This window comes from Tissierella sp. (assembly GCF_031460495.1).
In the GTDB taxonomy this organism is placed as follows: domain Bacteria; phylum Bacillota; class Clostridia; order Tissierellales; family Tissierellaceae; genus JAVKTS01.
Map to the genome: position 1 here is coordinate 379,103 of NZ_JAVKTS010000001.1, position 24,499 is coordinate 403,601.

Annotated in this window: 24 protein-coding genes; 20 read left to right on the forward strand and 4 right to left on the reverse strand. The window is 33.6% G+C overall.

The window, feature by feature from the left end:
- Positions 1 to 18: 18 nt before the first annotated feature.
- From RIN63_RS01780 to RIN63_RS01810, 7 genes are all read left to right on the forward strand, one after another.
- Positions 19 to 267, forward strand: a complete 249-nt coding sequence (locus tag RIN63_RS01780) for a CBO2463/CBO2479 domain-containing protein (RefSeq protein ID WP_310442938.1) — start codon at positions 19 to 21, stop codon at positions 265 to 267.
- Between the two features lie 2 nt (positions 268 to 269).
- The gene (prdB, locus tag RIN63_RS01785; RefSeq protein ID WP_310442939.1) at positions 270 to 995 is read left to right on the forward strand and encodes a D-proline reductase (dithiol) protein PrdB; all 726 of its coding nucleotides are present in this window, start codon (positions 270 to 272) and stop codon (positions 993 to 995) included.
- 40 nt (positions 996 to 1,035) lie between these two features.
- Positions 1,036 to 2,043, forward strand: a complete 1,008-nt coding sequence (locus tag RIN63_RS01790; RefSeq protein WP_310442940.1) for a proline racemase — start codon at positions 1,036 to 1,038, stop codon at positions 2,041 to 2,043.
- 194 nt (positions 2,044 to 2,237) lie between these two features.
- The gene (locus tag RIN63_RS01795; RefSeq protein WP_310442941.1) at positions 2,238 to 2,864 is read left to right on the forward strand and encodes a TetR/AcrR family transcriptional regulator; all 627 of its coding nucleotides are present in this window, start codon (positions 2,238 to 2,240) and stop codon (positions 2,862 to 2,864) included.
- A gap of 45 nt (positions 2,865 to 2,909) precedes the next feature.
- On the forward strand, positions 2,910 to 5,264 hold the full coding sequence (locus RIN63_RS01800) for an FtsX-like permease family protein (protein WP_310442942.1): 2,355 nt from the start codon (positions 2,910 to 2,912) through the stop codon (positions 5,262 to 5,264).
- 18 nt (positions 5,265 to 5,282) lie between these two features.
- Positions 5,283 to 6,032, forward strand: a complete 750-nt coding sequence (locus tag RIN63_RS01805; RefSeq protein ID WP_310442943.1) for an ABC transporter ATP-binding protein — start codon at positions 5,283 to 5,285, stop codon at positions 6,030 to 6,032.
- Positions 6,033 to 6,125: 93 nt separating this feature from the next.
- Positions 6,126 to 6,371, forward strand: a complete 246-nt coding sequence (locus tag RIN63_RS01810; RefSeq protein ID WP_310442944.1) for a type II toxin-antitoxin system prevent-host-death family antitoxin — start codon at positions 6,126 to 6,128, stop codon at positions 6,369 to 6,371.
- A 106-nt stretch (positions 6,372 to 6,477) separates the two neighbouring features.
- On the opposite strand, the gene RIN63_RS01815 is transcribed toward RIN63_RS01810, so the two are convergent.
- On the reverse strand, positions 6,478 to 6,696 hold the full coding sequence (locus RIN63_RS01815; protein WP_310442945.1) for a hypothetical protein: 219 nt from the start codon (positions 6,694 to 6,696) through the stop codon (positions 6,478 to 6,480).
- Between the two features lie 252 nt (positions 6,697 to 6,948).
- Here RIN63_RS01815 and RIN63_RS01820 point away from each other — a divergent pair, with 252 nt between their 5' ends.
- Together RIN63_RS01820 and rsgA are read left to right on the forward strand one after the other, a co-directional pair.
- Positions 6,949 to 7,755 carry an FHIPEP family type III secretion protein gene (locus tag RIN63_RS01820; protein ID WP_310442946.1) on the forward strand — a complete coding sequence of 269 codons (807 nt, stop codon included), beginning with the start codon at positions 6,949 to 6,951 and terminating at the stop codon, positions 7,753 to 7,755.
- 377 nt (positions 7,756 to 8,132) lie between these two features.
- Positions 8,133 to 9,203, forward strand: coding sequence for a ribosome small subunit-dependent GTPase A (gene rsgA / locus RIN63_RS01825; RefSeq protein ID WP_310442947.1), 1,071 nt, complete (start codon positions 8,133 to 8,135; stop codon positions 9,201 to 9,203).
- A gap of 65 nt (positions 9,204 to 9,268) precedes the next feature.
- Here rsgA and ftsH read toward each other — a convergent pair whose 3' ends face one another.
- Positions 9,269 to 11,125 (reverse strand): ATP-dependent zinc metalloprotease FtsH, encoded by a 1,857-nt coding sequence (ftsH, locus tag RIN63_RS01830; RefSeq protein WP_310442948.1) that lies wholly within the window; start codon positions 11,123 to 11,125, stop codon positions 9,269 to 9,271.
- Positions 11,126 to 11,178: 53 nt separating this feature from the next.
- Positions 11,179 to 11,931: a 4,5-DOPA dioxygenase extradiol gene (ygiD, locus tag RIN63_RS01835; protein ID WP_310442949.1), complete on the reverse strand. Its 753-nt coding sequence runs from the start codon at positions 11,929 to 11,931 to the stop codon at positions 11,179 to 11,181.
- A gap of 189 nt (positions 11,932 to 12,120) precedes the next feature.
- Here ygiD and RIN63_RS01840 point away from each other — a divergent pair, with 189 nt between their 5' ends.
- The 8 genes from RIN63_RS01840 (at position 12,121) to RIN63_RS01875 (ending at position 19,739) form a co-directional block, all read left to right on the forward strand.
- Complete coding sequence (locus RIN63_RS01840; protein WP_310442950.1) at positions 12,121 to 13,206, forward strand: nitronate monooxygenase family protein; 1,086 nt, start codon at positions 12,121 to 12,123, stop codon at positions 13,204 to 13,206.
- 114 nt (positions 13,207 to 13,320) lie between these two features.
- On the forward strand, positions 13,321 to 14,073 hold the full coding sequence (locus RIN63_RS01845; RefSeq protein ID WP_310442951.1) for a tRNA threonylcarbamoyladenosine dehydratase: 753 nt from the start codon (positions 13,321 to 13,323) through the stop codon (positions 14,071 to 14,073).
- Positions 14,074 to 14,182: 109 nt separating this feature from the next.
- Entirely contained in the window at positions 14,183 to 15,304 is a 1,122-nt protein-coding gene (gene hgcA / locus RIN63_RS01850) for a mercury methylation corrinoid protein HgcA (RefSeq protein WP_399324156.1), read from the forward strand.
- Between the two features lie 22 nt (positions 15,305 to 15,326).
- Positions 15,327 to 15,593, forward strand: coding sequence for a mercury methylation ferredoxin HgcB (gene hgcB / locus RIN63_RS01855; RefSeq protein WP_310442953.1), 267 nt, complete (start codon positions 15,327 to 15,329; stop codon positions 15,591 to 15,593).
- A gap of 60 nt (positions 15,594 to 15,653) precedes the next feature.
- Positions 15,654 to 16,706 (forward strand): NADH:flavin oxidoreductase, encoded by a 1,053-nt coding sequence (locus RIN63_RS01860; protein WP_310442954.1) that lies wholly within the window; start codon positions 15,654 to 15,656, stop codon positions 16,704 to 16,706.
- Positions 16,707 to 16,826: 120 nt separating this feature from the next.
- Complete coding sequence (locus RIN63_RS01865; RefSeq protein WP_310442955.1) at positions 16,827 to 17,504, forward strand: uracil-DNA glycosylase; 678 nt, start codon at positions 16,827 to 16,829, stop codon at positions 17,502 to 17,504.
- Positions 17,505 to 17,597: 93 nt separating this feature from the next.
- On the forward strand, positions 17,598 to 18,212 hold the full coding sequence (locus RIN63_RS01870) for an acetate uptake transporter (protein WP_310442956.1): 615 nt from the start codon (positions 17,598 to 17,600) through the stop codon (positions 18,210 to 18,212).
- Positions 18,213 to 18,461: 249 nt separating this feature from the next.
- Positions 18,462 to 19,739: a S41 family peptidase gene (locus tag RIN63_RS01875; protein WP_310442957.1), complete on the forward strand. Its 1,278-nt coding sequence runs from the start codon at positions 18,462 to 18,464 to the stop codon at positions 19,737 to 19,739.
- An 81-nt stretch (positions 19,740 to 19,820) separates the two neighbouring features.
- Here RIN63_RS01875 and RIN63_RS01880 read toward each other — a convergent pair whose 3' ends face one another.
- Positions 19,821 to 20,132, reverse strand: a complete 312-nt coding sequence (locus tag RIN63_RS01880) for a DUF1294 domain-containing protein (RefSeq protein WP_310442958.1) — start codon at positions 20,130 to 20,132, stop codon at positions 19,821 to 19,823.
- Between the two features lie 277 nt (positions 20,133 to 20,409).
- On the opposite strand from RIN63_RS01880, the gene RIN63_RS01885 reads away from it, so the two are divergent.
- From RIN63_RS01885 to RIN63_RS01895, 3 genes are all read left to right on the forward strand, one after another.
- A complete protein-coding gene (locus RIN63_RS01885; protein WP_310442959.1) occupies positions 20,410 to 21,357 on the forward strand; it encodes a LysR family transcriptional regulator in 948 nt (315 codons plus the stop codon).
- Between the two features lie 313 nt (positions 21,358 to 21,670).
- Positions 21,671 to 23,047, forward strand: coding sequence for a carboxylesterase family protein (locus tag RIN63_RS01890; protein ID WP_310442960.1), 1,377 nt, complete (start codon positions 21,671 to 21,673; stop codon positions 23,045 to 23,047).
- Positions 23,048 to 23,166: 119 nt separating this feature from the next.
- Complete coding sequence (locus tag RIN63_RS01895) at positions 23,167 to 24,441, forward strand: ABC transporter substrate-binding protein (protein WP_310442961.1); 1,275 nt, start codon at positions 23,167 to 23,169, stop codon at positions 24,439 to 24,441.
- Positions 24,442 to 24,499 lie beyond the last annotated feature (58 nt).

The window sequence follows — 24,499 nt, forward strand, 5'->3', positions numbered from 1 at the left end:
GCTAAGTCAGGTGTTGATATGAAATATATAGATGAAACAAGGTATTTAGAAGGAATTATCGTTGAAATAAGTGATGGTGCAGTAGGTATAGATTTTAAGGGAAGAATGGGATATTTAAAAATCCCAATGAGACTATTAATTACTGATTACCCTCTAGAGATAGGGCAAGAAGTAGGGCTTAATATGAGCTATGTAGAAGTCTTGAGTCCAGTAGCAAATGATAAATATGTAAGTAATATAGATAAAAAAAGAAATAAGGAGGTATAATAATGAGCTTGACGGTAGTAAAGGGATTACAATCAGAGATATTTGTACCAATTACACCCCCTCCAGTATGGACTCCTGTAACTAAAGATTTAAAGGATATGGTTATTGCTCTGGTTACAGCAGCTGGTGTTCACGAAAAGAAGGATAAAAGATTTAATTTAGCAGGAGACTTTTCATTTAGAGAAGTTAGAGACACAACTCCATCTAAGGAATTGATGGTATCTCATGGTGGATACGATAATGGAGATGTTAACAAAGATATTAACTGTATGTTTCCAATAGATAGACTACATGAACTTGCAAAAGATGGTTTTATAAAATCCATTGCTCCTGTACATATAGGATTTATGGGTGGTGGAGGAAACCAAGAAAAGTTTAAAAATGAAACAGGTCCTGAGATTGCAAGGATATTGAAAGAAGAGGGAGTAGATGCTGTCTTGATGACTGCTGGGTGAGGTACTTGCCACCGCTCTGCCGTGATTGTGCAGAGAGCGATTGAGGAAGCAGGTATACCAACCATAATAATAGCTGCTCTTCCTCCAGTAGTAAGACAAAGTGGTACTCCTAGAGCAGTTGCTCCACTAGTACCAATGGGAGCAAACGCAGGAGCTCCGAATAATATAGAAATGCAATATAATATCTGTAAGGATTCATTATTGAAGCTAGTAGAAATCGATTCACCTGGTAAGATAGTACCTCTTCCATATGAATATGTTGCAAAGGTATAAATATTGAAAGACAATATATTTATTATTGAGGAGGATGGCTATGAATTTTACTAAAAGTATACATGCTGTGGACTCCCATACAATGGGAGAACCAACTAGGATCATAATAGGCGGAGTACCAACTATACCGGGGAAGACCATGCCTGAAAAAAAGGAGTATTTAGTAAATCATATGGACTACCTTAGAACAGCTGTAATGCATGAACCAAGAGGACATAATGATATGTTTGGCTCCATTATAACTGCTACTACTGTGCCAGAGGCAGATTTGGGAATAATATTCATGGATGGTGGAGGATACTTAAATATGTGTGGGCACGGAAGTATTGGTGCAGCTACAGTAGCAGTAGAGACCGGAATGGTAGAAGTGACAGAGCCAATTACAAATATTGTATTGGAAGCTCCAGCTGGATTAGTTAAAGCTAAGGTAAAGGTTGAAAAGGGAAGAGCTAAGGAAGTTTCAGTAGTCAATGTTCCTTCATTTTTATATAAAAAGGATATTGAAGTGGAAGTAGCTGATTTGGGTATAGTGAAGTTTGATATTTCTTTTGGAGGCAGTTTCTTTGCCATAGTGAGAGATACTGAATTAAAGGTAGATATTGATACAAAGAATTTGAATATAATAATCGAAAGAGCTATGAAACTAAGGGATATCATTAATAAAGAAATCCAAGTACAACATCCAACTCAATCTCATATTAATACTGTTGATTTAGTAGAAGTTTATGGAAATCCCAAGAGTGAGGATGCAAATTATCAAAATGTAGTAATATTTGGAGATGGTCAAGCTGATAGATCCCCTTGTGGAACAGGTACAAGCGCTAAAATGGCAACCTTGTATGCCAAGGGAGAACTAGGTATTGATGAAGCCTTCGTATATGAAAGTATAATCAATACTAAATTTAAAGGTAGAGTCTTGGAAGAATGCAAAGTTGGTGAATTTGACGCCATAATACCTGAAATAACAGGCTCTGCTTTTATAACCGGATTCAACCATTTTGTAATAGATGAAGAAGATCCAGTAAAATATGGATTTGTTTTGAAATAATAATCAAGGCCCCCATTTATAATTAATATAAGTGGGGGTTTAATTTTTCATACTTCATGATTTAGATTTTTCCAAAATGTAAAATAGCAAAATTAGTTACATATAATTTTTAAAAAAGATTGACAGATATAAAGTGGTATAATATACTAATTATAGACCGGCAGTCGGTCGATAAAACAGAATGGAGTGACAAAATGAGAATTATTAAAGAATATGATGAGAGAAGAAATGAAATTCTAGATACTGCTGAAAGGCTGTTTTATATGAAGGGATATGATAAATGTACTGTTAATGACATACTCAAAGGGGTGGGCATTGCAAAGGGTACTTTTTATCATTATTTTAAATCAAAAGAAGAAGTTTTAGATGAAATTGTGCTTAGGTACAAAGACATTGTAGTCAGTAGAGCTAATGAAATACTTAAGATGAATAATATTAGTCAAGAAGAAAAACTCTTGAGGGCATTTATGGCAATGAGGATTACAAGCCAGATTGATGATAATATGCTAGATGATATACATAAAGTTGAAAATGCTTTATTGCATCAGAAAGTCTTAAATCAAATGGTTACGACTATGGCGCCTATTTTAGTAAAGATTATTGAAGAAGGAATTGCAAATAAGGTATGGAACTGTAGATATCCTCTGGAGTACATGCAGATTTTTCTGGCATCATCATTATCTTTAACAGATGAAGGTATTTTTGAACTAGATGCTGATTCGCAGATGAAGGTAATGGCAGCAATAATTTCCATGCTTGAGAAAATGCTGGATGTTCCAGAAGACTCTTTTATGCAGTTATTTATGCAGAACTACGGATAAATTTAGATAAGTAGGTAAAAAACCGAACAGGAAAGGAGTAGGTAAATGAAATGGTCAATGGTTAAAAATGATTTTGTAAGAAATAAAGTTATTAATATTGCATTGCTTTTGTTTATGATGTTTTCGGCAAGTATTGCAGTTTTGTCTATGTTAATGGCAGTTAAAACCTTTACATCTATTTCTGGATTATATAAGACGGCGCAGCCGCCTCATTTCCTTCAGATGCACAAAGGAGAACTCAATCATGAGCAAATAAACAAGTTTATATCAGAAAATGAATTGGTGACTTATAGTCAAATAGTCACAATGATTAATGTCTACGGAGAAAATCTTATTGTTGTTGGAAAGGAGGATTCTTATGATCTTTCTGATTGTCGTCTTGATATTGGTCTTGTAAAGCAGAATGAAGCCAAGGATTTACTCTTAAATTCTGAACATAAAAAAATAACCCTTTATGAAGGGGAAATAGGCATTCCAATAATATTGAAGGGAATGTATGATATTGAAATCGGTGACAGCCTTATTTTGATCGATCATGATGTCAGAGCTGAGTTTGTGATTAAAGAATTTGTTTTAGATTCTCAGATGAATTCCACAATGGCATCATCTACGAGAATGCTCATAAGCGATGAAGATTTTGAAAAGCTTTCAGGTAAGGTAGGAGAGCATGAATATCTTATAGAAGCTTATTTCTCAAATACAAATGAAGCTTCACTTTTCCAAACCTCCTATGAGAATGCAGGACTTCCGCAGAATGGTCAGGCAGTAACCTACACAATGATTTTTTTACTTAGTGCTATGACTGATATCGTTACAGTATTTGTTTTGCTTCTGGTAAGCCTGTTTTTAATTATTGTTTCCTTTATTTGTATAAAGTTTACAATTATGGCTGCTCTGGAGGAAGAAGTCAGTGAAATCGGCACAATGAAGGCCATAGGTCTGACCTTTGCTGATATAAGAGACTTATATCTTAGCAAGTATCGGGTACTAGCTATTATAGGTGTAATAGCAGGATATATAATAGCATTGCTAAGTAGTGGCGTATTTACAAAGCATATTAGTACTACATTTGGAAATATAAAAACATCTCCTTTGGCAGTGATATTGTCACTTGCAGTTGCTTGTCTAGTTTTTCTTCTTATAAATTATTATTGTAAAAAAGTATTGAAGAAAATTAAAAATCTTACAGTTGTTGATGCTTTAGTTAGTGGAAAGGGGTTTGAAAAAGAGAAAGGCTCTATAAAGGACGGATTGCACAAAAACAAGAGACTTTCTGTTAACTGGCTAATGAGTATGCGTGAGATTTTCCATAAGTTTAATAACTGGATAATTGTATTTGTGGTTGTGTTAATTGCTGTAATGATGATTATGATTCCAGTTAATCTGTTGAATACCTTTGAGGCACCTGAATTCATCACTTATATGGGAAGTTCGCTGGAGGATATCTTGATTGAAGTGGAAAATGGGGAAAAGCTTGAAATTAACTATTATAATGTAAAAGAGCTTTTGGAAAAGGATAATTCTATTAATGATTATTATGAATATCGAACTATACGAGTCAAGGCTGCTAATTCTAACAATATACTTATAAATCTGGATATAGACAGTGGAGATAACGCAGGAAATGGATTACAGTATATCAGTGGCAAGGCTCCTGAAGGAGAAAATGAGCTTGCTATTTCTTATCTCAATGCCAATGAAATTGAGAAAGAGGTTGGAGATGAAATTATACTTTTATTTGATAACAAAGAGCAGAAATTTGCAATTTCAGGAATCTATCAGGATGTTACCAGTGGTGGGATTACAGCCAAGTCAAAATATGGATTTTCAGATCTTGATGCTAACAAATATTCATTTTCTATTAATCTCAAGGATAATTCAGAAGTAGAAAATAAGGCGGATGAATGGACAAAAATCCTTGGAACAGGAGTAACGGTAGATCCAATGGAGGAGTTTATTAATCAGACTCTGGGTGGAGTTTCAAAACAGCTTAGGACTATGGTTTTTGCAATTATAATTATTGGCTCATGTTTAGTAATGCTTATTACTGTTTTGTTTCTGAAGCTTCGTTTTGCAAAAGACTTATCTGAAATAGCAGTTTTAAAAGCTATAGGGTTTTCAGAACAGGATTTAAGTAAGCAGTACATGATAAAAACAGGTTTTGTTTCAATAATGGGCATCTTGGCAGGAATTATCTTTACTGATCTATTAGGAGAAAAGATTGTTAACGCTGCCCTAGGTATAGCAGGAATTGGGGTTAAGAAAGTTCACCTTATTACCAATTCTGTAATGGAATACATCATTTGTCCATTGTTATTGATGATGCTTATACTCTTGGTAACATGGATTATTATGAGAACAATTAAAAAATATAATATTATTTCTATTATTAAAGAATAGAAAGTATGGGGGTGCCACTTGAAAAGGATATTAGAAGTAAATAATTTATGTAAAAGTTTTGAAGATATACAGGTGTTAAATGATATAAGTTTTAAGGTTGATGAGGGGGAATTCATAGCAATTATGGGACAGTCCGGCTCTGGGAAATCTACTTTGCTTTATAGTATAAGTGGAATGGATAGACCAACTTCCGGTAATGTGCTGCTTTGTGGCAAGGATATATCAAATCTTAATGATGAAAAGATGAGTGAAGTAAGACTAAAGCAGATAGGATTTGTTTTTCAACACTCATATCTCTTGAAAAATTTATCTATCAGGGATAATATTGTACTCCCTGGATTCAAGGCTGGCACTTTAAGAGATCAGGTAAATCAAGATGCAGATGATCTAATGGAAAAGACAGGAATTTCCAGTCTGGGTAGTCATGATATTAAGAAGGTTTCAGGAGGGCAGCTACAGCGTGCAGCAATCTGCCGGGCTCTTATTAATCATCCGGATATTCTATTTGGTGATGAACCTACTGGAGCCCTAAACAATAGCACCACAAGAGAAGTAATGGATATTATAAATGGGGTCAATTCAGAAGGTACTACGGTCATTATTGTTACCCATGATGCAAAAGTAGCTGCAAGGGCAAGCAGAGTGATATACATTATAGATGGAAATATCCATGATGAACTAATCTTAGGAAAATATGAGGGAGATGAAGAGACAAAATCTTGTCGTGACAAAAAGTTATATGAATGGCTAGAAAAGCAAGGCTTTTAGAAAATACAATAGAGTTGCTGCAAAAAAACATGTAAATTTACATTGTTATTAACTGTATATAAGATAAAATAGCTGCATAAGGAGATGATCATTATGCTGAATATTAAACCAATTTCTGATTTACGGAATTATACAGAAGTACTCAATGAAGTAAAGGAAGATAGTCCAGTCTATTTAACCAGAAATGGACGAGGAGAATATGCTATTATAAAGCTTGAAGAATTAGATAAGTTAAAAGCTAGCATTAGATTATTGGCAAAGTTAGGAGAAGGTGAGAAATCAGCAAGAGAGGAAGGGTGGCTTTCACCAGATGATGTTGAAGCTATGTTGGGATTATAATTATGTCAAAGATTGAATATTCTCCTAAAGCACTAGAAGATTTGCAGCATATCAAACTGTCCATCACAAATTAAATGGACAGTTTATTAATATGCAAGCTTTCTTCCTATTCTTTATCCTTGGAGATTTGCCAAGTACCATCCTCTGTACAAGTATATGTTCTACCATCTTCATTCTTGATGACGGAACCAACTCCATGATTTTTACCTCCATAGATGCAGGAAGAATCATTGTTTGAGATTGATGCTTTATCACTAGAAATGACATTGCCTGGTGCAGAAATAATGTTCATAGAACGGGTCTTTTCCATTTCTTTATCTTTCATTTCATCATTCCTTTCACTTCAATTTTGTTTAACATTATAAATATGCTCAATATCCCTTGAAAAAATTCATATCACCATTCATCAAAATTAACCCTATTATTTTTTACGCATATTATATACCTATCTTTTTCTATCCTAAGTATAGTAGTTGACTCCATACTAAACAGTTAGTTGCTTTACAGGGAGCCCATAGATTGATATATTTGAAATAGATAAAGTATGTTTCGATTATATTAAAAAGGGGAGATATAAATGGATATAAAAAGATTTGGCGATATGTTATCTAAGATTAGGCAGAATAAGAATATGACACAAGAGGAGTTTGCATCAAGACTTGGGGTTACTCCACAAGCAGTCTCGAAATGGGAACGAGGATTAGGATTACCTGACATTAGTCTTGTAGCTGGTATATGTACTATCTTGGGTGTAAATTCAAATGATCTTTTGGGAATACAAGAAACAGGTAAAGTAGTAGAAAATGATGATATGGTAGAGCAAAGAGAAATCTTGATGAATTCTTGTGCAGAACCTTTGCTGATTATTTTCGGTGAAAAACTTATTCCTGCATTTGTTGAAGGACTTAAAACAAATATTATAAATGAAAAGCGAAAAAAGTTAGCAATGGATACTGGGATTTTAGTACCTATAATAAGAATTAGAGATGATGTGAATCTTAAAGCTAATGAATATTGCATAAAGTCATATGATAAGGTATTGTTACAAAATGAGCTAGATGTGGTAAATGAAAGGACATATGAGCTTATAATAGATAAGCTAGTTGAAGTATGTAGAGCAAATTACTCAAGGATATTAAATAAGCAAATAGTCAAGACTTTGGTCGATAATGTAAAAAACTTATATCCGGGAGTAGCTGATGGTGTAATTCCTGAAAAGATATCATATCTAATGTATCAAAGAGTTTTGATGGGAGTAATGGATGAAAATGGACACATTAGAAATCAAATTAAACTCATTGAATTATTGGAAGAAGAAATAATAATAAATGGAAACCAGGATATTGATTCAGTTATTAAAGATATTGTAAGCAAAATAAAGTAGACCAAAGAATTATATTTCTCTTGACAACAGTATTTCTCACATATATACTAAAATTATAGTATTGGAAGGAGGATTTGATTTAATATGATAAGGATAATAATGGTGGTTACTCAATAAAATCAAATATGGGCCAAGGTGTAAGTAGGAGTAGTATGTTTTTTTGTCATGCAATTAACCTTGTGCCGTAGAATCAACCTTTCGCAGCTGGATAATAATTAAATAATATTACCGTAGATATCCATGGATGGTTTTGTCTACGGTATTTTTGTGCCCATTTTTAGGGTTTAGAAAGGAGAGATGTTATATGGAAGACAGGAGAAATACTTGGATTATAGAAAAGAAAACAAATAAAAAATTGAAAATAATGGAGGAACTGAATGAGTAAAAGAATTGAAGATTATGGATTCACAAGTAGCTTTAAGAAACAAATAGAAGAAATGAATATTGATAAAGATGAGCTTGTACCAGCAAGGGTAATGGCAGTGCATAAGGAGATGTATATCATTGGATATGATAGTATAGAAAAGGGAGCGAAGCTGAAGGGATCAATATTTTATAATGACAACTATAATATAATATATCCTGCAGTAGGAGATTTTGTTTTGATCAAGGTAAATCCATATGGAGATGATGTAGTATACAATGTATTGGATAGAAAGAGTAAATTCTCTAGATTTGATACCCACTATCAAAAGGAGCAAATGATAGCTGCAAATTTTGATCATGTATTTATTATTTCTTCCTTGAATCATGACTTTAATATAAAAAGAATCGAGAGATATCTTTCCATTGCTTGGGAGAGCGGAGCTAATCCAGCCATTGTTTTGACTAAGTCTGATTTAGTAGAAGATATAGATGAGTTCTCCACACAGATTGAGGAAGTAGCCATCGGAGTACCAATATTCTATATTAGCTCTGTTACAGGAGAAGGGATAGATGAGCTGAGAAATTATCTTAAACCTAGAGAAACCATAGTTTTTCTAGGCTCTTCAGGTGTTGGAAAATCATCTTTAGTCAATGCTCTCTCTGGGGATACCATAATGAAGGTTAATGACATTAGATCAGATGATAGTAAAGGCAGACATACAACTACCCATAGACAACTGATTATGCTAAATAATGGAACAATGATAATAGATACACCTGGCATGAGGGAATTATCACTATGGAATATTGAAGATGGACTGGATACAACATTTTCTGAAATAGAAGAATTAATGACCCAGTGTAAATTTAAGGATTGCAAACATGGAAAAGAACCAGGTTGTGCTATTAAAAATGCTCTATCAACAGGAATTCTCTGTGATGACAGGTGGAATAATTATATTAAGCTTCAAAGGGAAGCTAAGTTTGCTGCCAGAAAAGAAAGGATGAATCTTAAAAAGAAGGAAAAACTTCACAATAAGTCCAAAGATAAAACATCAAAAGAAGTATATAAATGGGATTAGTTTATATTAATGATGTACTACAAGTAAAAAAACCAGCTAAAAAGCTGGTTTTATTTTTTGTAATATTAAATTTTATCTTTATTACTATTATACTTATTTTCAGGATTATCTAAGATTGCCATAAATTCCTCTCCACTTATGGTTTCTTTCTCCAATAGATACTCAGATAGTTCATGGAGCTTGCCTATATTCTCCTTAAGAATATTTTTGGATTTTTCATAGGATTCCTTAATGATTTGAAGAACTGCTTCATCTATTTTAGAAGACATTTCAGGAGAACAAGCAAGAGCAGGGTCTCCACCAAGATATTGATTTGAAACGGTTTCTAATGCTACCATACCAAATTCATCACTCATTCCATATCTAGTTATCATTGCCCTGGCAATTTTAGTAGCTTGTTCAATATCATTAGATGCTCCGGTTGTAATTGAATCAAATATTACTTCTTCAGCAGCCCGTCCACCAGTTAAAGTAACTATTCTATTAAATAATTCTTCTTTTGACATTAAAAATTTCTCATCTTCTTCAACTTGCATTGTATATCCTAAGGCTCCAGAAGTTCTAGGAATAATGGTTATTTTGTGAACAGGAGCAGTATTTTTCTGCTTAGCTGCTACTAATGCGTGGCCAATCTCATGGTAGGAAACAATAAGTTTTTCCTTTGGAGATATGACTGCACCCTTTCTTTGGTATCCAGCTATGACTGTTTCAACTGATTCTTCCAAATCCCATTGATTAACTTTAGTTCCTCCAAACTTTACTGCCCGTAAAGCTGCTTCATTTACAATATTCGCCAGTTCCGCCCCTGACGCACCTGAGGTGGCTCTAGCGATGGCATTATAGTCAATATTGTCTTCAACCTTGATCTTTTTAGCATGTACTTTTAATATATCTTCACGACCTTTTAAATCAGGTAATTCTACGGGAATACGCCTATCAAATCTTCCCGGACGCAAAAGAGCTTTATCTAAAGTCTCAGGTCTATTAGTTGCAGCTAAAATGACAACTCCTATACTGCCATCAAATCCATCCATTTCAGTAAGTAGCTGATTTAGTGTTTGTTCACGCTCATCATTTCCACCCATACCTGAATTATCACGCTTTTTACCGATTGCATCAATTTCATCGATAAAGACTATACAAGGGGCTTTTTCCTGTGCTTGTTTAAACAAATCACGAACACGGGCTGCACCCATACCTACAAACATTTCAACAAATTCAGATCCTGATATAGAGAAAAAGGGAACTTTTGCTTCTCCTGCAACTGCTTGGGCTAATAATGTTTTACCTGTACCAGGCGGGCCTACAAGCAATGCTCCCTTAGGGAGTTGGGCACCGATTTCAGCATATTTTTTTGGATTATGCAAGAAGTCAACGATTTCGGTCAGAGCTTCTTTTGCTTCATTTTGTCCAGCAACATCAGTGAATGTCTTTCCTGTTTGTGCCTCTACATATACCTTTGCATTACTTTTACCAAAGCTCATGGAATTACCACCCATTCTACCTTGTAAATTACGGGAAAGTAATTGACCAATGATAACAAAGAAAAATATTGGTACAACCCAAGATAATAAGAAATTTTCAATGGGAGATCTTTCTCTAGGAATTACTTCCAAGAAACTGATTTTATCTCTTTGTTCATTTAAACGATTGACCAAATCAGGGTCATCCATCCTACCTGTTATAAATAAAGCTTCTTTTCCATCTTCATCCAAAGTGACAAAGCCGATTTTGTTGTCTTGGACTTCAACTTTTTTAACATTTCCTTCTTCTATTTGCGTTAAAAATGTGCCATAATCTACTTCTGTTATTTGTTGTTTTAAGAAAGCTGGAAATACAAAAGCGTTAAGTATCATTACTACAAGCATAGTAATTGCATAATAATATATTAATGGTCTTTTAGGTTTATTAACCTTTTTCATTTACATTCCTCCAGAAAATATAAGGCCAGCTACAAGCTAGCCCTATAATAAAATTATTTAAATAAAAAGCTTAGCATAGATATAGATTTATTTTGAATCCCCTTATAAATTATATCTAAGCTATCATCTTTATCTACCATTCCTAATATATACAATAGTGGTAGGTAATGATCTTTAGTAGGTATTGACTTAGTTTTCTTATCACCATATTCTACTAAATGATTAAAATTTCTTGCTCCAAGGTCACTTATTACTTCATTTTCAAAATCAATTGCCCAATCATATGGATTAGGATCAGAATACATATCTGCTAAGTATAAGTTGTGGACAATATTCCCACTACCTAAGACCAAAACATCATTTTCTCTTAAGAATTTTAATTTTTTTCCCATCTCATAATGGTATTCAGCAGGCTGTGCAATATCAATACTCATGGCAACTACTGGAATATCTGCCTTTGGATACATATGTTTTAATATTGACCATACTCCATGATCAAGACCATAAGTATCTATTGGCTTGACATTACTACTTTTTAGGATTTCTTCAATTTCTGGAAATCCAGGGCATGGATATTTTACCTTATATAATTCCTCTGGAAAACCATAAAAATCATATATAAGCTCTGGATTTTCTGTAGTAGTTACTGCAGTAGCTCCGTCTGACATCCAGTGAGCGGTCACTACTACAATTGCCTTTGGTGTAGGCAAATTTTCACAGATATTATAAATGCTTTTAGTATATTCGTTATCTGATATGATATTTATAGGTGAACCATGGCCTATAAAACCAATTGGAAATCTCATAAAATCACTCCTATTAGTATATTCTATATAATTATACCCAAGCTAAAAGAAAATAAATCAAATCATTGTTATAGGAAACTTGCTTAATTTATAGCTACATAAAAAAGGCACTTTCTTTTTTGTGTAAACATATATATACTAAGTACTAGGCTATATTATATAGTACAAATAATTTTATAGGAGGTAAAAATGAAACTACCTGAACTTAAAATAGGAAATCTAGTTGCTAAATTACCCATTGTGCAAGGAGGTATGGGTGTAGGAATTTCCTTATCAAACCTAGCAGGCAATGTTGCTTTAAATGGGGGAATAGGAGTGTTATCTGGTGTTGAGATTGGTTTTAATGAAGGTGATTATTACAAAGATAAGAAGGAAGCTAATTCAAGGGCACTAAAGTATCATATTAGAAAGGCTAAAGAAATATCAAAAAATGGCATAATAGGTATCAATATTATGGCTGTACTGAATAATTTTGAAGAAATAGTTGTAGAGGCTGTCAGGGAAAAAATAGATATAATCTTTTCAGGTGCTGGACTTCCACTAAGTCTACCTAGTTTTACAAAGGGAACTGATACAAAGGTTGTACCTATTGTTTCGTCTGACAGAGCTGCTACTTTAATATGCAAGACTTGGGATAAAAGATATGATGTAGTTCCAGATGCCATAGTACTTGAGGGGCCAAAAGCTGGTGGGCATTTAGGATTTTCTAGGGAAGAATTAGATGATCCCTCTAAGGATTTAGATGTATTGCTAATTGAAGTATTGGAAGCTATTAAACCATATGAAGAAAAGTATAAGAGAGAAATTCCCGTTATAGCTGCTGGTGGAATAATGAATGGTGAAGATATTGCTAGATTAATTAATCTAGGTGCATCAGGAGTTCAAATGGGAAGTAGATTTGCAGCTACTGATGAATGTGATGCATCGGATTCATTTAAAGAAGCTTATATAAATGTAAAGGAAGAAGACATAGTTTTAATTAACAGTCCTGTTGGTTTAGTAGGTCGAGCTATAAATAATAAGTTTATAGAGGATGCGAAGATGGGCTTAAGGAAACCAATTAAATGTATTACAAATTGTCTTAAACCATGCAAACCTGAAGAAGTCCAGTATTGTATAGCAAATGCATTAATAAATGGACAAAAGGGAAACCTTAACTCGGGATTTGTTTTTGCAGGTGCCAATTCATATAAGATAGATAGAATTATGCCAGTAAAAGATCTAATGAAAGAATTAGTTGAAGAGGCTAAGTTGCATCTAAAACAAACAAAGTAAGACTCAATAATAATCTAGGGTAGATATCCCTGATTTAAAATAGTATAATATATTAATGAATCCCACTTTATAGTGGGATTTTCATATTAAAATTTGACTTAAGGAGAGAAATAGATGAATGAATTTTCAAGAACCGAGCTTTTGCTTGGCGTTGAAGGAGTAGAAAAGCTAAAAAGCTCATCTGTTGCAGTATTTGGAATAGGTGGAGTTGGCTCCTTTACAGTAGAAGCTTTGGTAAGAAGTGGAGTAGGTAATATTGCCATAATAGATGATGATAAAGTATGTTTGACAAATATAAATAGACAACTAATAGCCACAAGAAAGACCATAGGTAAACATAAAGTAGAAGTAATGAGAGATAGAATCTTAGAAATAAATCCAAAGGTGAATGTAGAGATACATCAGACTTTCTATACTGTAGATAACGCAGATGATTTTGATCTATCTAAATACACTTATGTGGTAGATGCTATTGATACTGTATCCTCAAAGCTAATCCTAATTGAAAAATCAAAGGCATGTAATACTCCAATTATTTCTTGCATGGGTGCAGGAAATAAGCTAGATCCAACTAAATTTGAAGTCACAGATATATTTAAAACGACTATATGTCCTCTTGCTAGAACCATGCGTTCAGAATTAAGAAAAAGAGGTATAGATTCTTTAAAGGTAGTATATTCAAAAGAACCAGCATTAAAGCCAATAGAAAATGAAGAGGATAACTGTAAAAACAAATGTGTTTGCCCTCCAGGTACAGCACGAAATTGTACTGCTAGAAGGCAAATACCAGGGAGTGTATCCTTTGTACCATCTGTGGCAGGATTGATTATTGCTGGGGAAGTAATAAAGGACATAATTAAATTATAAACACCATCTTATCATAAGCAATTAAAACTTGTTTAGTAGAAATTAGAATATTGAGGAGGGGAGTTTTGATATGAATAAGGACATATCTAATAACAACACATGTTGAGTTATTGAAAAACCGACAACTTCTAGTTTGGAAGAGCGATTAAAAGATAAAATTAAGCAAAAAGAAGAAGATATAAAAGATATAAGAATTATACATGCATTAGATGGTCAAATAGAAACTCCTCTAGGTCTAATAAGTACTTTAACTACTGAGCTTAAAGAGAAAGATAGATTAGGTAATTTAGGAGTAAGATTAGGAATCGGTAGAGATGACTATAAAGTGCCTACTGGGATATATGCAATAGGTACTCCTAATGAGGAATCTCATGTATTAGTAACAGCAAATTATAAGTTGACAATAGATAAGCTCAGAAAAGAGCTTAATGGATTAAACCTATGGATTTTGGTTATTGATACAAATGGTGTGAATGTCTGGTGTGCAGCAGGGAAGGGAACATTCTCCACTGAAGAAATCATATATAGAATTAATAAGTGCAAGTTAAAAAAACTAGTTACTCATAAACAACTGATCCTACCTCAGCTAGGTGCGCCAGGAGTAAGTGCTTATCAAGTAACTAAGTTTACTGGATTTAAGATTGCATATGGACCAGTTTATGCCAAGGATATTAAAGAGTTTTTAGAAAGTAATTGTCAAGCTACTGAAGAAATGAGAAGAGTAAAATTCAACCTAAGAGAAAGAATAGCAGTTTCACCCCTTGAATCTGTAATGTGTATTAAGTATTTACCATTTGCTTTTATATTCTTTATCTTTATGCAATTAATAGGAGGAGCAAATCATAGCATTATGCAAATCCTGAAAAGTGGGGCATTAAATACACTTCCCTATATTATAGCAGCAATTATCGGGACAATATTATTTCCAATACTTCTCCCCATATTACCATTTAGAATGTTTTCTATTAAGGCACTAATTTTGGGGATTATCTGGTCTTTTGTAGTGATTACATATTCCAGTGTTTTTCATTATAATAATAGCATATTAATGAATGTGGGCAATGGATTATTGTTGTCTTCAATGATTAGTTATTTAGGTATGAATTTTACTGGTTCTACAACATTTACATCTTTATCTGGTGTAAAAAAAGAAGTTCTATTATCAACGCCAATAATAGTCATTTCTGCATTAGTAGGGATAGTCCTTATGCTTGTAGATAAGTTTCTGTAATGGGCTGAGGAGGAATTTACTTATGAAATATATTAAAAATGTTGCAAAGATAGAAATCAATCAAGAGAAATGCGGGGGATGTGGTATATGTCTTAATGTGTGTCCACATGCTGTTATCAGTATAGATGAAGGAAAAGCCTTTTTATCTAATAAGGACAGATGTATAGAATGTGGGGCATGTGATATTAATTGCCCTGTAAATGCCATAGGAGTTGAAAAAGGAGTTGGGTGTGCCTCTGCTATTATAAGCAGCTGGTTCACTAGAAGCAAAGCTTCAAAAACAATTTAGCAAAATAGTAAGGCACTGGGGCCCTTCCCATGTCTGGTTAATATGAAAGGATGGGATAAAATGGAGTCATTGTTTAAATCAAGAAAGATAAAGAATCTAGAAATAAAGAATAGAATAGTACTACCACCTATGGTTTGCTTTTCATTTGCAGAAAAGAATGCTTTTGTATCAGAAAAAAATATTAATCACTACGAATCAATAGCTAAGGGTGGGGCTGGATTAATCATTGTAGAGGCAACTTGTGTTAATGAAAAAGGAAGATTGTCAGCAGATCAATTGGGAATATGGTCGGACAAGTTTATAGATGGATTAAAGAAGATATCACAAACTTGCCATGAAAATGGGGCTAAGGTATTTATACAACTTCATCACGCTGGCATTAGAACATCCAAGGCTATAAATGAAGATACTGCAACATCCTCAGATTATGACGATGGAAAGGTAACAGCTAGGGCTATGACCATAAGTGAAATACATTCCATAGAGGAAGACTTTATAAATGCAGCTATTAGGGCAGAAAAAGCTGGATTCGATGGGATTGAGATTCATGGTGCTCATTCATATCTTTTGACACAGTTCTTTTCCACTAAAGTAAATAAACGAGAAGATGAATATGGTGGAAGCCTGGATAATAGAGTGAGAATTGCAGGGAGAATAATTGAAGGAATTAAGCAAAATGTAAATGAGAATTTTATAGTTGGTATACGCATGGGTTGTAATGAGAGTGATTTAGAAACTAGTATTGATATGGCAAAGAAGTTTGAAAATATGGGTATAGATTATCTTCATGTTTCCACAGGCTTTGATAATACAAGAATAAACCAAGAATTGCCAGAAGATTTCCCTTGCAATTGGATAGTATATGGTGGAACTAAAATAAAAGAACATGTAAATATTCCAGTAATTGCTGTAAATTCAATTAACACTCCAGAAAAAGCTCGCTATTTGATAGATCATAATTTAGTGGATTTCGTTGCTATAGGTAGAGGGCAGCTTTCAGATTATAATTTTGCAAATCATGTAAAAGATGGAGAAAAGATTGTAGAATGTTTGGGATGCAAGCCATGTAGCTGGTTTAGCAATGGAGATAATTGTCCAAGGCACAGGAAGTAATTTTAATTAAAACTATGAAAAATTAAATTTTTTATAATAATAAAGCTAAGCCGAAAATGGTTTAGCTTTATTTTAAAAATTGGGTAGAATATATATTAGAGAGGAAGGGAGAAGAAGCATATGAAAAAAATATTTAATAATGATTGGCAGGATTTATTAGAAGATGAAATGCAAAAGGAATATTATCTTAAACTTAGAGAATTTTTATTAGAAGAATATAAAAATAAGACCATATATCCCAATATGCATGATATTTTCAATGCATTGCATTTTACTGCTTATAAAGATGTGAAGGTTGTCATACTAGGGCAGGATCCTTATCATGGACCAAATCAAGCCTATGGATTAGCATTTTCTGTGAAGGAAGGAGTAAGAATACCACCTTCATTATTGAATATGTACAAGGAACTAAAGAATGACCTAGGATGTTATATACCTAACAATGGAGTCTTGAAGAAATGGGCAGAAGAAGGAGTATTGTTGTTAAATACTGCTTTGACAGTAAGGGCTGGAGAAGCGAATTCCCATAGTAAAATTGGATGGGAGATATTTACAGACCATATAATTAAATTACTAAATGAAAGAGAAGACCCTATAGTCTTTATTCTCTGGGGAAATAATGCCATAAAAAAAGAATCCCTAATAAGCAATACAAAGCATCATATAATAAAATCGGTTCACCCTAGTCCCTTATCTGCTAGCAGAGGTTTCTTTGGATCCAAGCCTTTTTCTAAAACTAATAGGTTTTTAGAATCTATAGGTAAGAAACCCATAGATTGGCAGATTGAAAACATCTAAATAACTTATTCCTAAAATGATAAAAGATTAACTTGAAAAATCTTTTAAAAATGGTATCATAGATAAGGTTACATTATTTTAAAGGAGGAAGTTATGAACACAAATCAGACACAAAACATTAAAATTGTTAATGCAGACCCATCAGCCATAGGATTGTTTGGACTAGCAATGGTAACATTTGTAGCATCATCACAAAAATTAGGGTTAACAACTGGTTTATCCTTTGTTATACCATGGGCAATATTTTTAGGTGCTTTCGCACAATTATACGCTTCAATAGCTGATTCACAAAGGAATAATACTTTCGGTGCTACTGCATTTGGAGCATATGCATTCTTTTGGATGGGTGTTGCGGCATCTTGGATGATAAACATGGGAGTATTTGGAGAAAAATTAGCTTCAGCAGTAGATACGAAACAATTAGGATTTGCATTTTTAGGATATTTGATTTTCACGATTTTCATGACTATAGGTGCCATGGAGACCCATAAGGTATTATTCTCTATATTCTTCTTTATTGACCTATTGTTTGTTGGTTTAACTCTTGATTCATTTGGTATTGGAGGAGAATTTCCACATAAATTAGCTGCATATTCCGAGATGATAATAGCATTATTATCATTCTATGGAGCAGGTGCATCAGTATTAAATGAACATTTTGGAAAGAAATTCTTGCCAGTAGGTAAGCCTTTCGGAATATTTAAATAAGAGTACTTTATAGAAAATGACAGGAAAAAACTCCTGTCATTTTTTAATTGACAAAAGTCTACAAGTAATGTAGGTAATGTCGAATTGCTATTATTGATTAAATAATTGATAATGTATATATTATAAGTAAACCATGGCTTAAGTATTAATATTAAATTGTGGGTAACCCCTTAAGTATACAGCAGAAATAGATGAAGAAGACCAAGGGGATTAATTCTATTAATGTTATAGTGTAATAAGGAGGTTGAAATGACTAAAAAGTGGAAAAGAAGACTCATTATTGCTACATTAATAATACTATCAACAGTTACTTTAGAAAGGACTTACAACAGCAGAGATGAATTTCAAGTAACAGCAATGGATGCATCTGATTATGAAATACTGGAAGCTAACTTAACAACTAAAGAAAAGCTTCAAGACTTTGAGTATTTGTATGATTTACTAGAAAAAAACTATCCTTTTTTTAAAGTAAACGAAAGACTACATGGAATAGATTGGTTATCAAATAAAAGAAAATATGAAAGATTAATTAGAAATACAAAAAATGATGCAGAGTTTTTTGTAGCTATGGATAGGATATTAGATGATTTAAACAATGGTCATGTTAATATATTTAATGGTGGAAATTATAGAGAATTTTACAAAGTTTATTATTTGAGTTATGCTAAATACAATGCTCTTAGATACCTTCCTTGGTATGAAGCCCTTACTAATCCTCATGTTATGAATAGATACAAATTTGATGGTAATATAGAATGTATTGAATTGTATCAAGAAGCTGTTTTAGAAACTAAAGTATTAATAGAAGATAAATTGGCATATATGAAAATTAAAAAGATGGCTAACTTTGATGTAGTGGAAGAGGATTATTTTAAAATAAGTAAATTTCTAAAGGATGTAGAAGGATATGAAAAGCTAATTATTGATATAAGGGGTAATGGTGGAGGATATAATGTTTATTGGACAAATATTGTAGAGTTACTAACAGATGAGACTTTAACTGCAAAATATCATGTTTTTTTTAAAGATGGTCATAGAAATAACCTTGATGTATATAAAGTGAGAAACCTAAGAGTTATTAGTGAATTAGATGAAGAAACATTAAATCAATTTCCACATGAAGTAAAAGACTTTGATTTTTATAATACTTACTCCATTCGTATAAATCCATGGAATAAGAGCTTGGACACTTCAGACCTTATAGATTTTAATGGTAAAATATATTTACTAGTAGATAAGGGTGTCTTTTCAGCCTCTGAAAAATTTGCTTCCTTTGCCAAGGATTCAGGATTCGCTACATTAGTTGGAGAAACAACTGGGGGAGATAGAGTATTTGAAGAAATTCCACTCTATTTTTTGTACAATAGTAAGTTTGTAATTAGATATAGTAGAGAACTAGGAATCAATGCGGATGGCACCATAAATATGGAAACAAAGACCACTCCTCATATTTATGTAGATCCGACTCCCCATGAAGATTTTAATAAAGATGAATGCATTCAAGCAGTTATTAAGGATAACTTATAATTATTTGGAACACATTAGAGAATGTATTATTTTGCTCAACGGAGAATAAGGGATATTGTGAAAGCAAGATCCCTTATTTAGTTATAAATTTCTAATAAAATTAAATATAATTATTTCTACAATCTTAGTTAATATTATCATTAATGGTATACCAATATAAAAGACTTTCTTAGATAATTTATGTTTGAAAATAACCATTCCTATTAAAGACCCTATTGCTCCTCCTAATATAGAAACACCTAGCAATGAAGCCTCGGATATTCTCCATTGACTCTTTACAGCCTTCTTCTTATCTACCCCAAACAATATAAATGAAAAAAGATTTATACAGATTAAGTAAGCTAAGAAAAACATTTCCTTATTGTTAAAGTTAACTAGCATAGCTTTTAACATAAAAGTCACTCCTTAATATCTTAATATCATTTATTATACTATAAAAACAAGAAATATTGAAAGCTTTGAATAACTGTATTTGAAGTCCAGCAAGTTAAAAAAACCCTAGCATTATTTAGAGTGATTTTTCAACGGTCATGTGATAAATGCTTGATTTTTCTAGATCCTATTATTGTATAACTGTCAAAGCCCAAGTTGACAAGCATAAAAATATTAAATATACTTTACATGTAAGCACATTCAATATTTTCTGTGGTCTACTGGAGGAAGGTATAAAATGAAAATATCCCAGATTGAAGTAATAGTTGAAATAGCAAAAGCCGGGTCAATATCAGGGGCTGCACAAAACCTATTTATTTCTCAACCAGGCGTATCAAAAATACTGAAAAAGTTTGAAGAAGAAATTGGAATACAAATATTCGAGAGAGTGAGTACGGGTATACGGTTAACACCTATTGGACGAAGATTTGTTGATAATGCTCAGGATATTTTAGATCAGGTTGACAAACTTGAGTATGATTTGTTTAAAAGAAAATCTGTGACAGCTTTTATGGAACTAAACATAGCATCCATGTCTTACCATTTTATGCAACACATGATACCTGAACTTTATAATAAATATAGTAAGAATCCAATAAATATAAGGTATACTGAATGTGGATTTGATGATCAACTGGAGCTAATTAACAAAGGTGAAGTTGAAATAGGTATCGTTACTTTCTGGCATAATGACCTTAAGAAAATAATAAATAAAGCACTTGCAAAGGGTGTTGAATATCGCTGTCTTGGAGGGGTTGTACCATATATTGGTGTTAGTAAAAGCAGTAGAAACTATCCGGAAGAAATTAAAGGACTTGAGCTTCGTCGCCTAGCGGACATGCCTATAATAGCCATATCTCCGTCCTCACCTTCGAAAGTTACAGGATGGGAATTTATGCGTCAAATCTTCGGAAGGAGCAAGCTTGAAACATCAAACAAGGAGATAATAACTAATAATACTGGAACGATGAGGGGAATGGTTTGTAAGACTGATGGATTCTCTTTAATTTTGCTAAATAATGGGATATATGAAAGATATGGTTTCTTCGATGACATAAGATTGATACCAATCCCTGGCGAAAACATGCAGTTTGAAATGGGATGGTTGCAGAGGACAAATACGGTAAGATCTCCTCTTGCCAATGAATTTATTAATATATTAGGTGAATATACTTCGGAATATTAATCTATTTGAGTGTTGATAAGTTATTACAAATGAGTAAGGTAACATGCTTGATATAACTATAATTATGGATATGCATAACCATTAACCTTGGTCTGAACTAGCCGTCAAGTCTTGATGTTTTTAAGATTTGGCGGCTTAAATTGTGTTGCAACACAGTGATTCACACTATTGGTATTCCTAAAAGGTATATTCTCCACTGACTTTTAGCTATTTGAACTAATAAAGTTGACATGATAATATTTATATACCAATAGTAATTAGATACTACTATTCGGAATATCGATACTGGTAGGAAGGAGAGATTTAATAAAAAATGAGATACAAAAATAAACCATGCAGTTACATATTTGCTGATACACCATGTGGTAAAATAAAGGGTATCAGAAAAGATGGATATTCACTTTACAAGGGAGTACGCTATGCCACTGCCGCACGTTGGGAAGATCCCGAAATTATTCAAGGCTGGCAGGGCGAGTATGATGCTACTAAATCTGGTCCATGGTGCTTACAATACAATGCATTTTTTGAGGGTCATGACACTCCTTTTTCAAAATTTTACTATGATCAGGCGGCTGAAAAGCCTGTTATTAACTACAGTGAAGACTGCCTTAATCTAAATATCTGGGTACCGGAAGGTGTAGAAAATGCTCCTGTTGCGGTGTTTGTTCATGGTGGTTCTTTTGTTAGCGGTGGCAACAGTGCAACCTACATTATAGGAGAGGAATACTGCAAACGCGGTATAATTATGGTTAGTATAAATTATCGCCTTAATGCTTTTGCTAACGCATATGACGAAGACCATAATGGTAATTATGCATTAAAAGATCAGATTGTAGCCTTTAAATGGCTTAAAGAAAATATAGCAGCATTCGGAGGTAATCCTGATAATGTTGTTGGAATAGGCGAGAGTGCAGGAGCATTATCTTTACAATGCTTGCTTTACTCACCACAGGCAAAAGGCCTACTTTCAGGTGCGATTATGATGAGTGGCGGAGGAAATCTCGATGTTCTAGGTATTCCAGCGAAGCCATGGTTTACTGAAGCTACTTGGGATATTGTAAAGAAAAAATTTGGAGTTGACTCAATAGATAAACTAAAAAATAAACCGTCTAAAGAAATTTATAAGGCATGGACCGAAGCTATGGCAACGGATATTGATTTAACTAATCATTCTGCAAAGCCTATTATAGATGGTGATATTATCCCAAAACCTGTATCAGAATTAGTTGCAAATGGAGAAGTAAATGATATCCCATGTATTTTTGGATTATCTAGTGAAGATATGTTTCCGTATATTCTTTATACCAAAGCTATCGAATGGGCAGTAAGCCAAAGTGAAGCTGGTAGAAGCCCTGTATACGCATACTACATGGACAGGCAACTACCAGGGGATGACGCAGGTGCGTATCATGCATGTGATCTTTGGTATGCTTTTGGGTCATTGGATTTAAATTGGCGTCCATTTACAGAAATTGACTATCGCATAACTGATAACATGATAGACTATTTTGCTGCTTTTATAAAGAGTGGTAATCCTAATAATGGTGAATTAGCTGAATGGACACCTATTACCAAGGAAAATGTTAAATTTATAAATTTTGGGGACGAAGAAGCGGCAATGTGCGAACCTCCGGTTGAAAAGCTGGAATTGGCGATACAAAATTCTGTCAAACCATTTCCAGGAATGTAAAGAAAAAAGAATTAAGTCGTGATTTCATTAATTGTTTCAACACTTGTAAATTTAAATCAATACTCACATGAATCAAAAAGCATGTGATTTGATAAATATTATGAAAAGGAGATTATATTATGAAAAAACGTATACTTGCTTTAGGTCTTTCGCTAATTATGGTATTGTCACTAGTAGCATGTACAGGAAGTGATGATTCTACACCTTCTGGCAACTCCACATCAGGTCTTGGAGTAGATGAAATAGTCATAGGTTATGTAGGTCCAATTACAGGTCCTTACGCTGGATTGGGACTTCCGATCCATGAAATAGCTAAATACACTATAGATGAAATCAATGCAGAAGGCGGTATTTTGGGAGTTCCTGTAAGATATGTATCTAGAGACGATACTGGGGATCCAACAAAGTCCGCTACTTATGTGAAAGAACTTGTAGAAAAAGAGGGTATTAAATTATTACTAGGCCCTGCTAACTCTACTTGCGTTGCTGCTTCACTTGACTATTTGACTGAGAATAAAATTGTTACTCTTCTAGCTTCAGCAAGTGCGGCAAATTTAGTAGATCCAGTAGAATATCCTTATGTATTCCGTACTCAAGTAAATAATGATACTATGGCGGAAGGGCTTGTGAAAAACGCTATTAAAGGTGGATATGAGAGGGTTGTACTTCTTGGAGATAATGGTACTCTTGGAAGTGACGGAATAGCCTCTATGGAGAAATATGCTAAAGAATATGGTCTAGACTTCGCATCAACTGTTCAATTTGCACCTGGAACTGTGGATATGACACCAGTTGCACAGAATATTGCAAGCGCTAATCCTGATGTTGTTGCTGCTTTTGCAACAGGTGCAGACGCAGCAAAAATTGTTGCAGCTCTTGACAGAGTAGGCATGACTGGTAAATATACTTACCTTGGTTATATGGGTACTGCTTTGGCAAATTTTGGTGAACTTGCTGGTGAAGAACCAACACAACATGTTCTATATCAAGGATTAAAGAGTGGAAGTGTAAAAGAAGGCGATGAAAATCCAAATCTTGGTTACTCACAACCTTGGTATGATAGGATGTATACAGACTTTGGTGATTACAAGATTGATGGTTCAGGCCGTACTTGGGGTTGGATTGAAGCTGGTCGTGCATATGACTGCTTAATGCTTATGAAGCACGCTATAGAGAAAACAAATTCATTAGATGCTGATAAGATTAAAGAAGCTCTTGAAAGCGTTACCAATTTTGAATCTGTTCTTTATGAATCAGGTTATACATTCACTGCTACAGATCATGAAGGGTTTAGTGCAGACGAACTTGCAAGTTGCTATATGGGAAGATATCTTTACGATGTAGGTTCATTAAAGGGCGAACCTGTAACTGTAAGGAACCCAATATTCGACTAATTTTAGCATAGCTGCTAACTTCATTTAAAGAAAGAGTCGGGGAACGGTCATGCCTTTC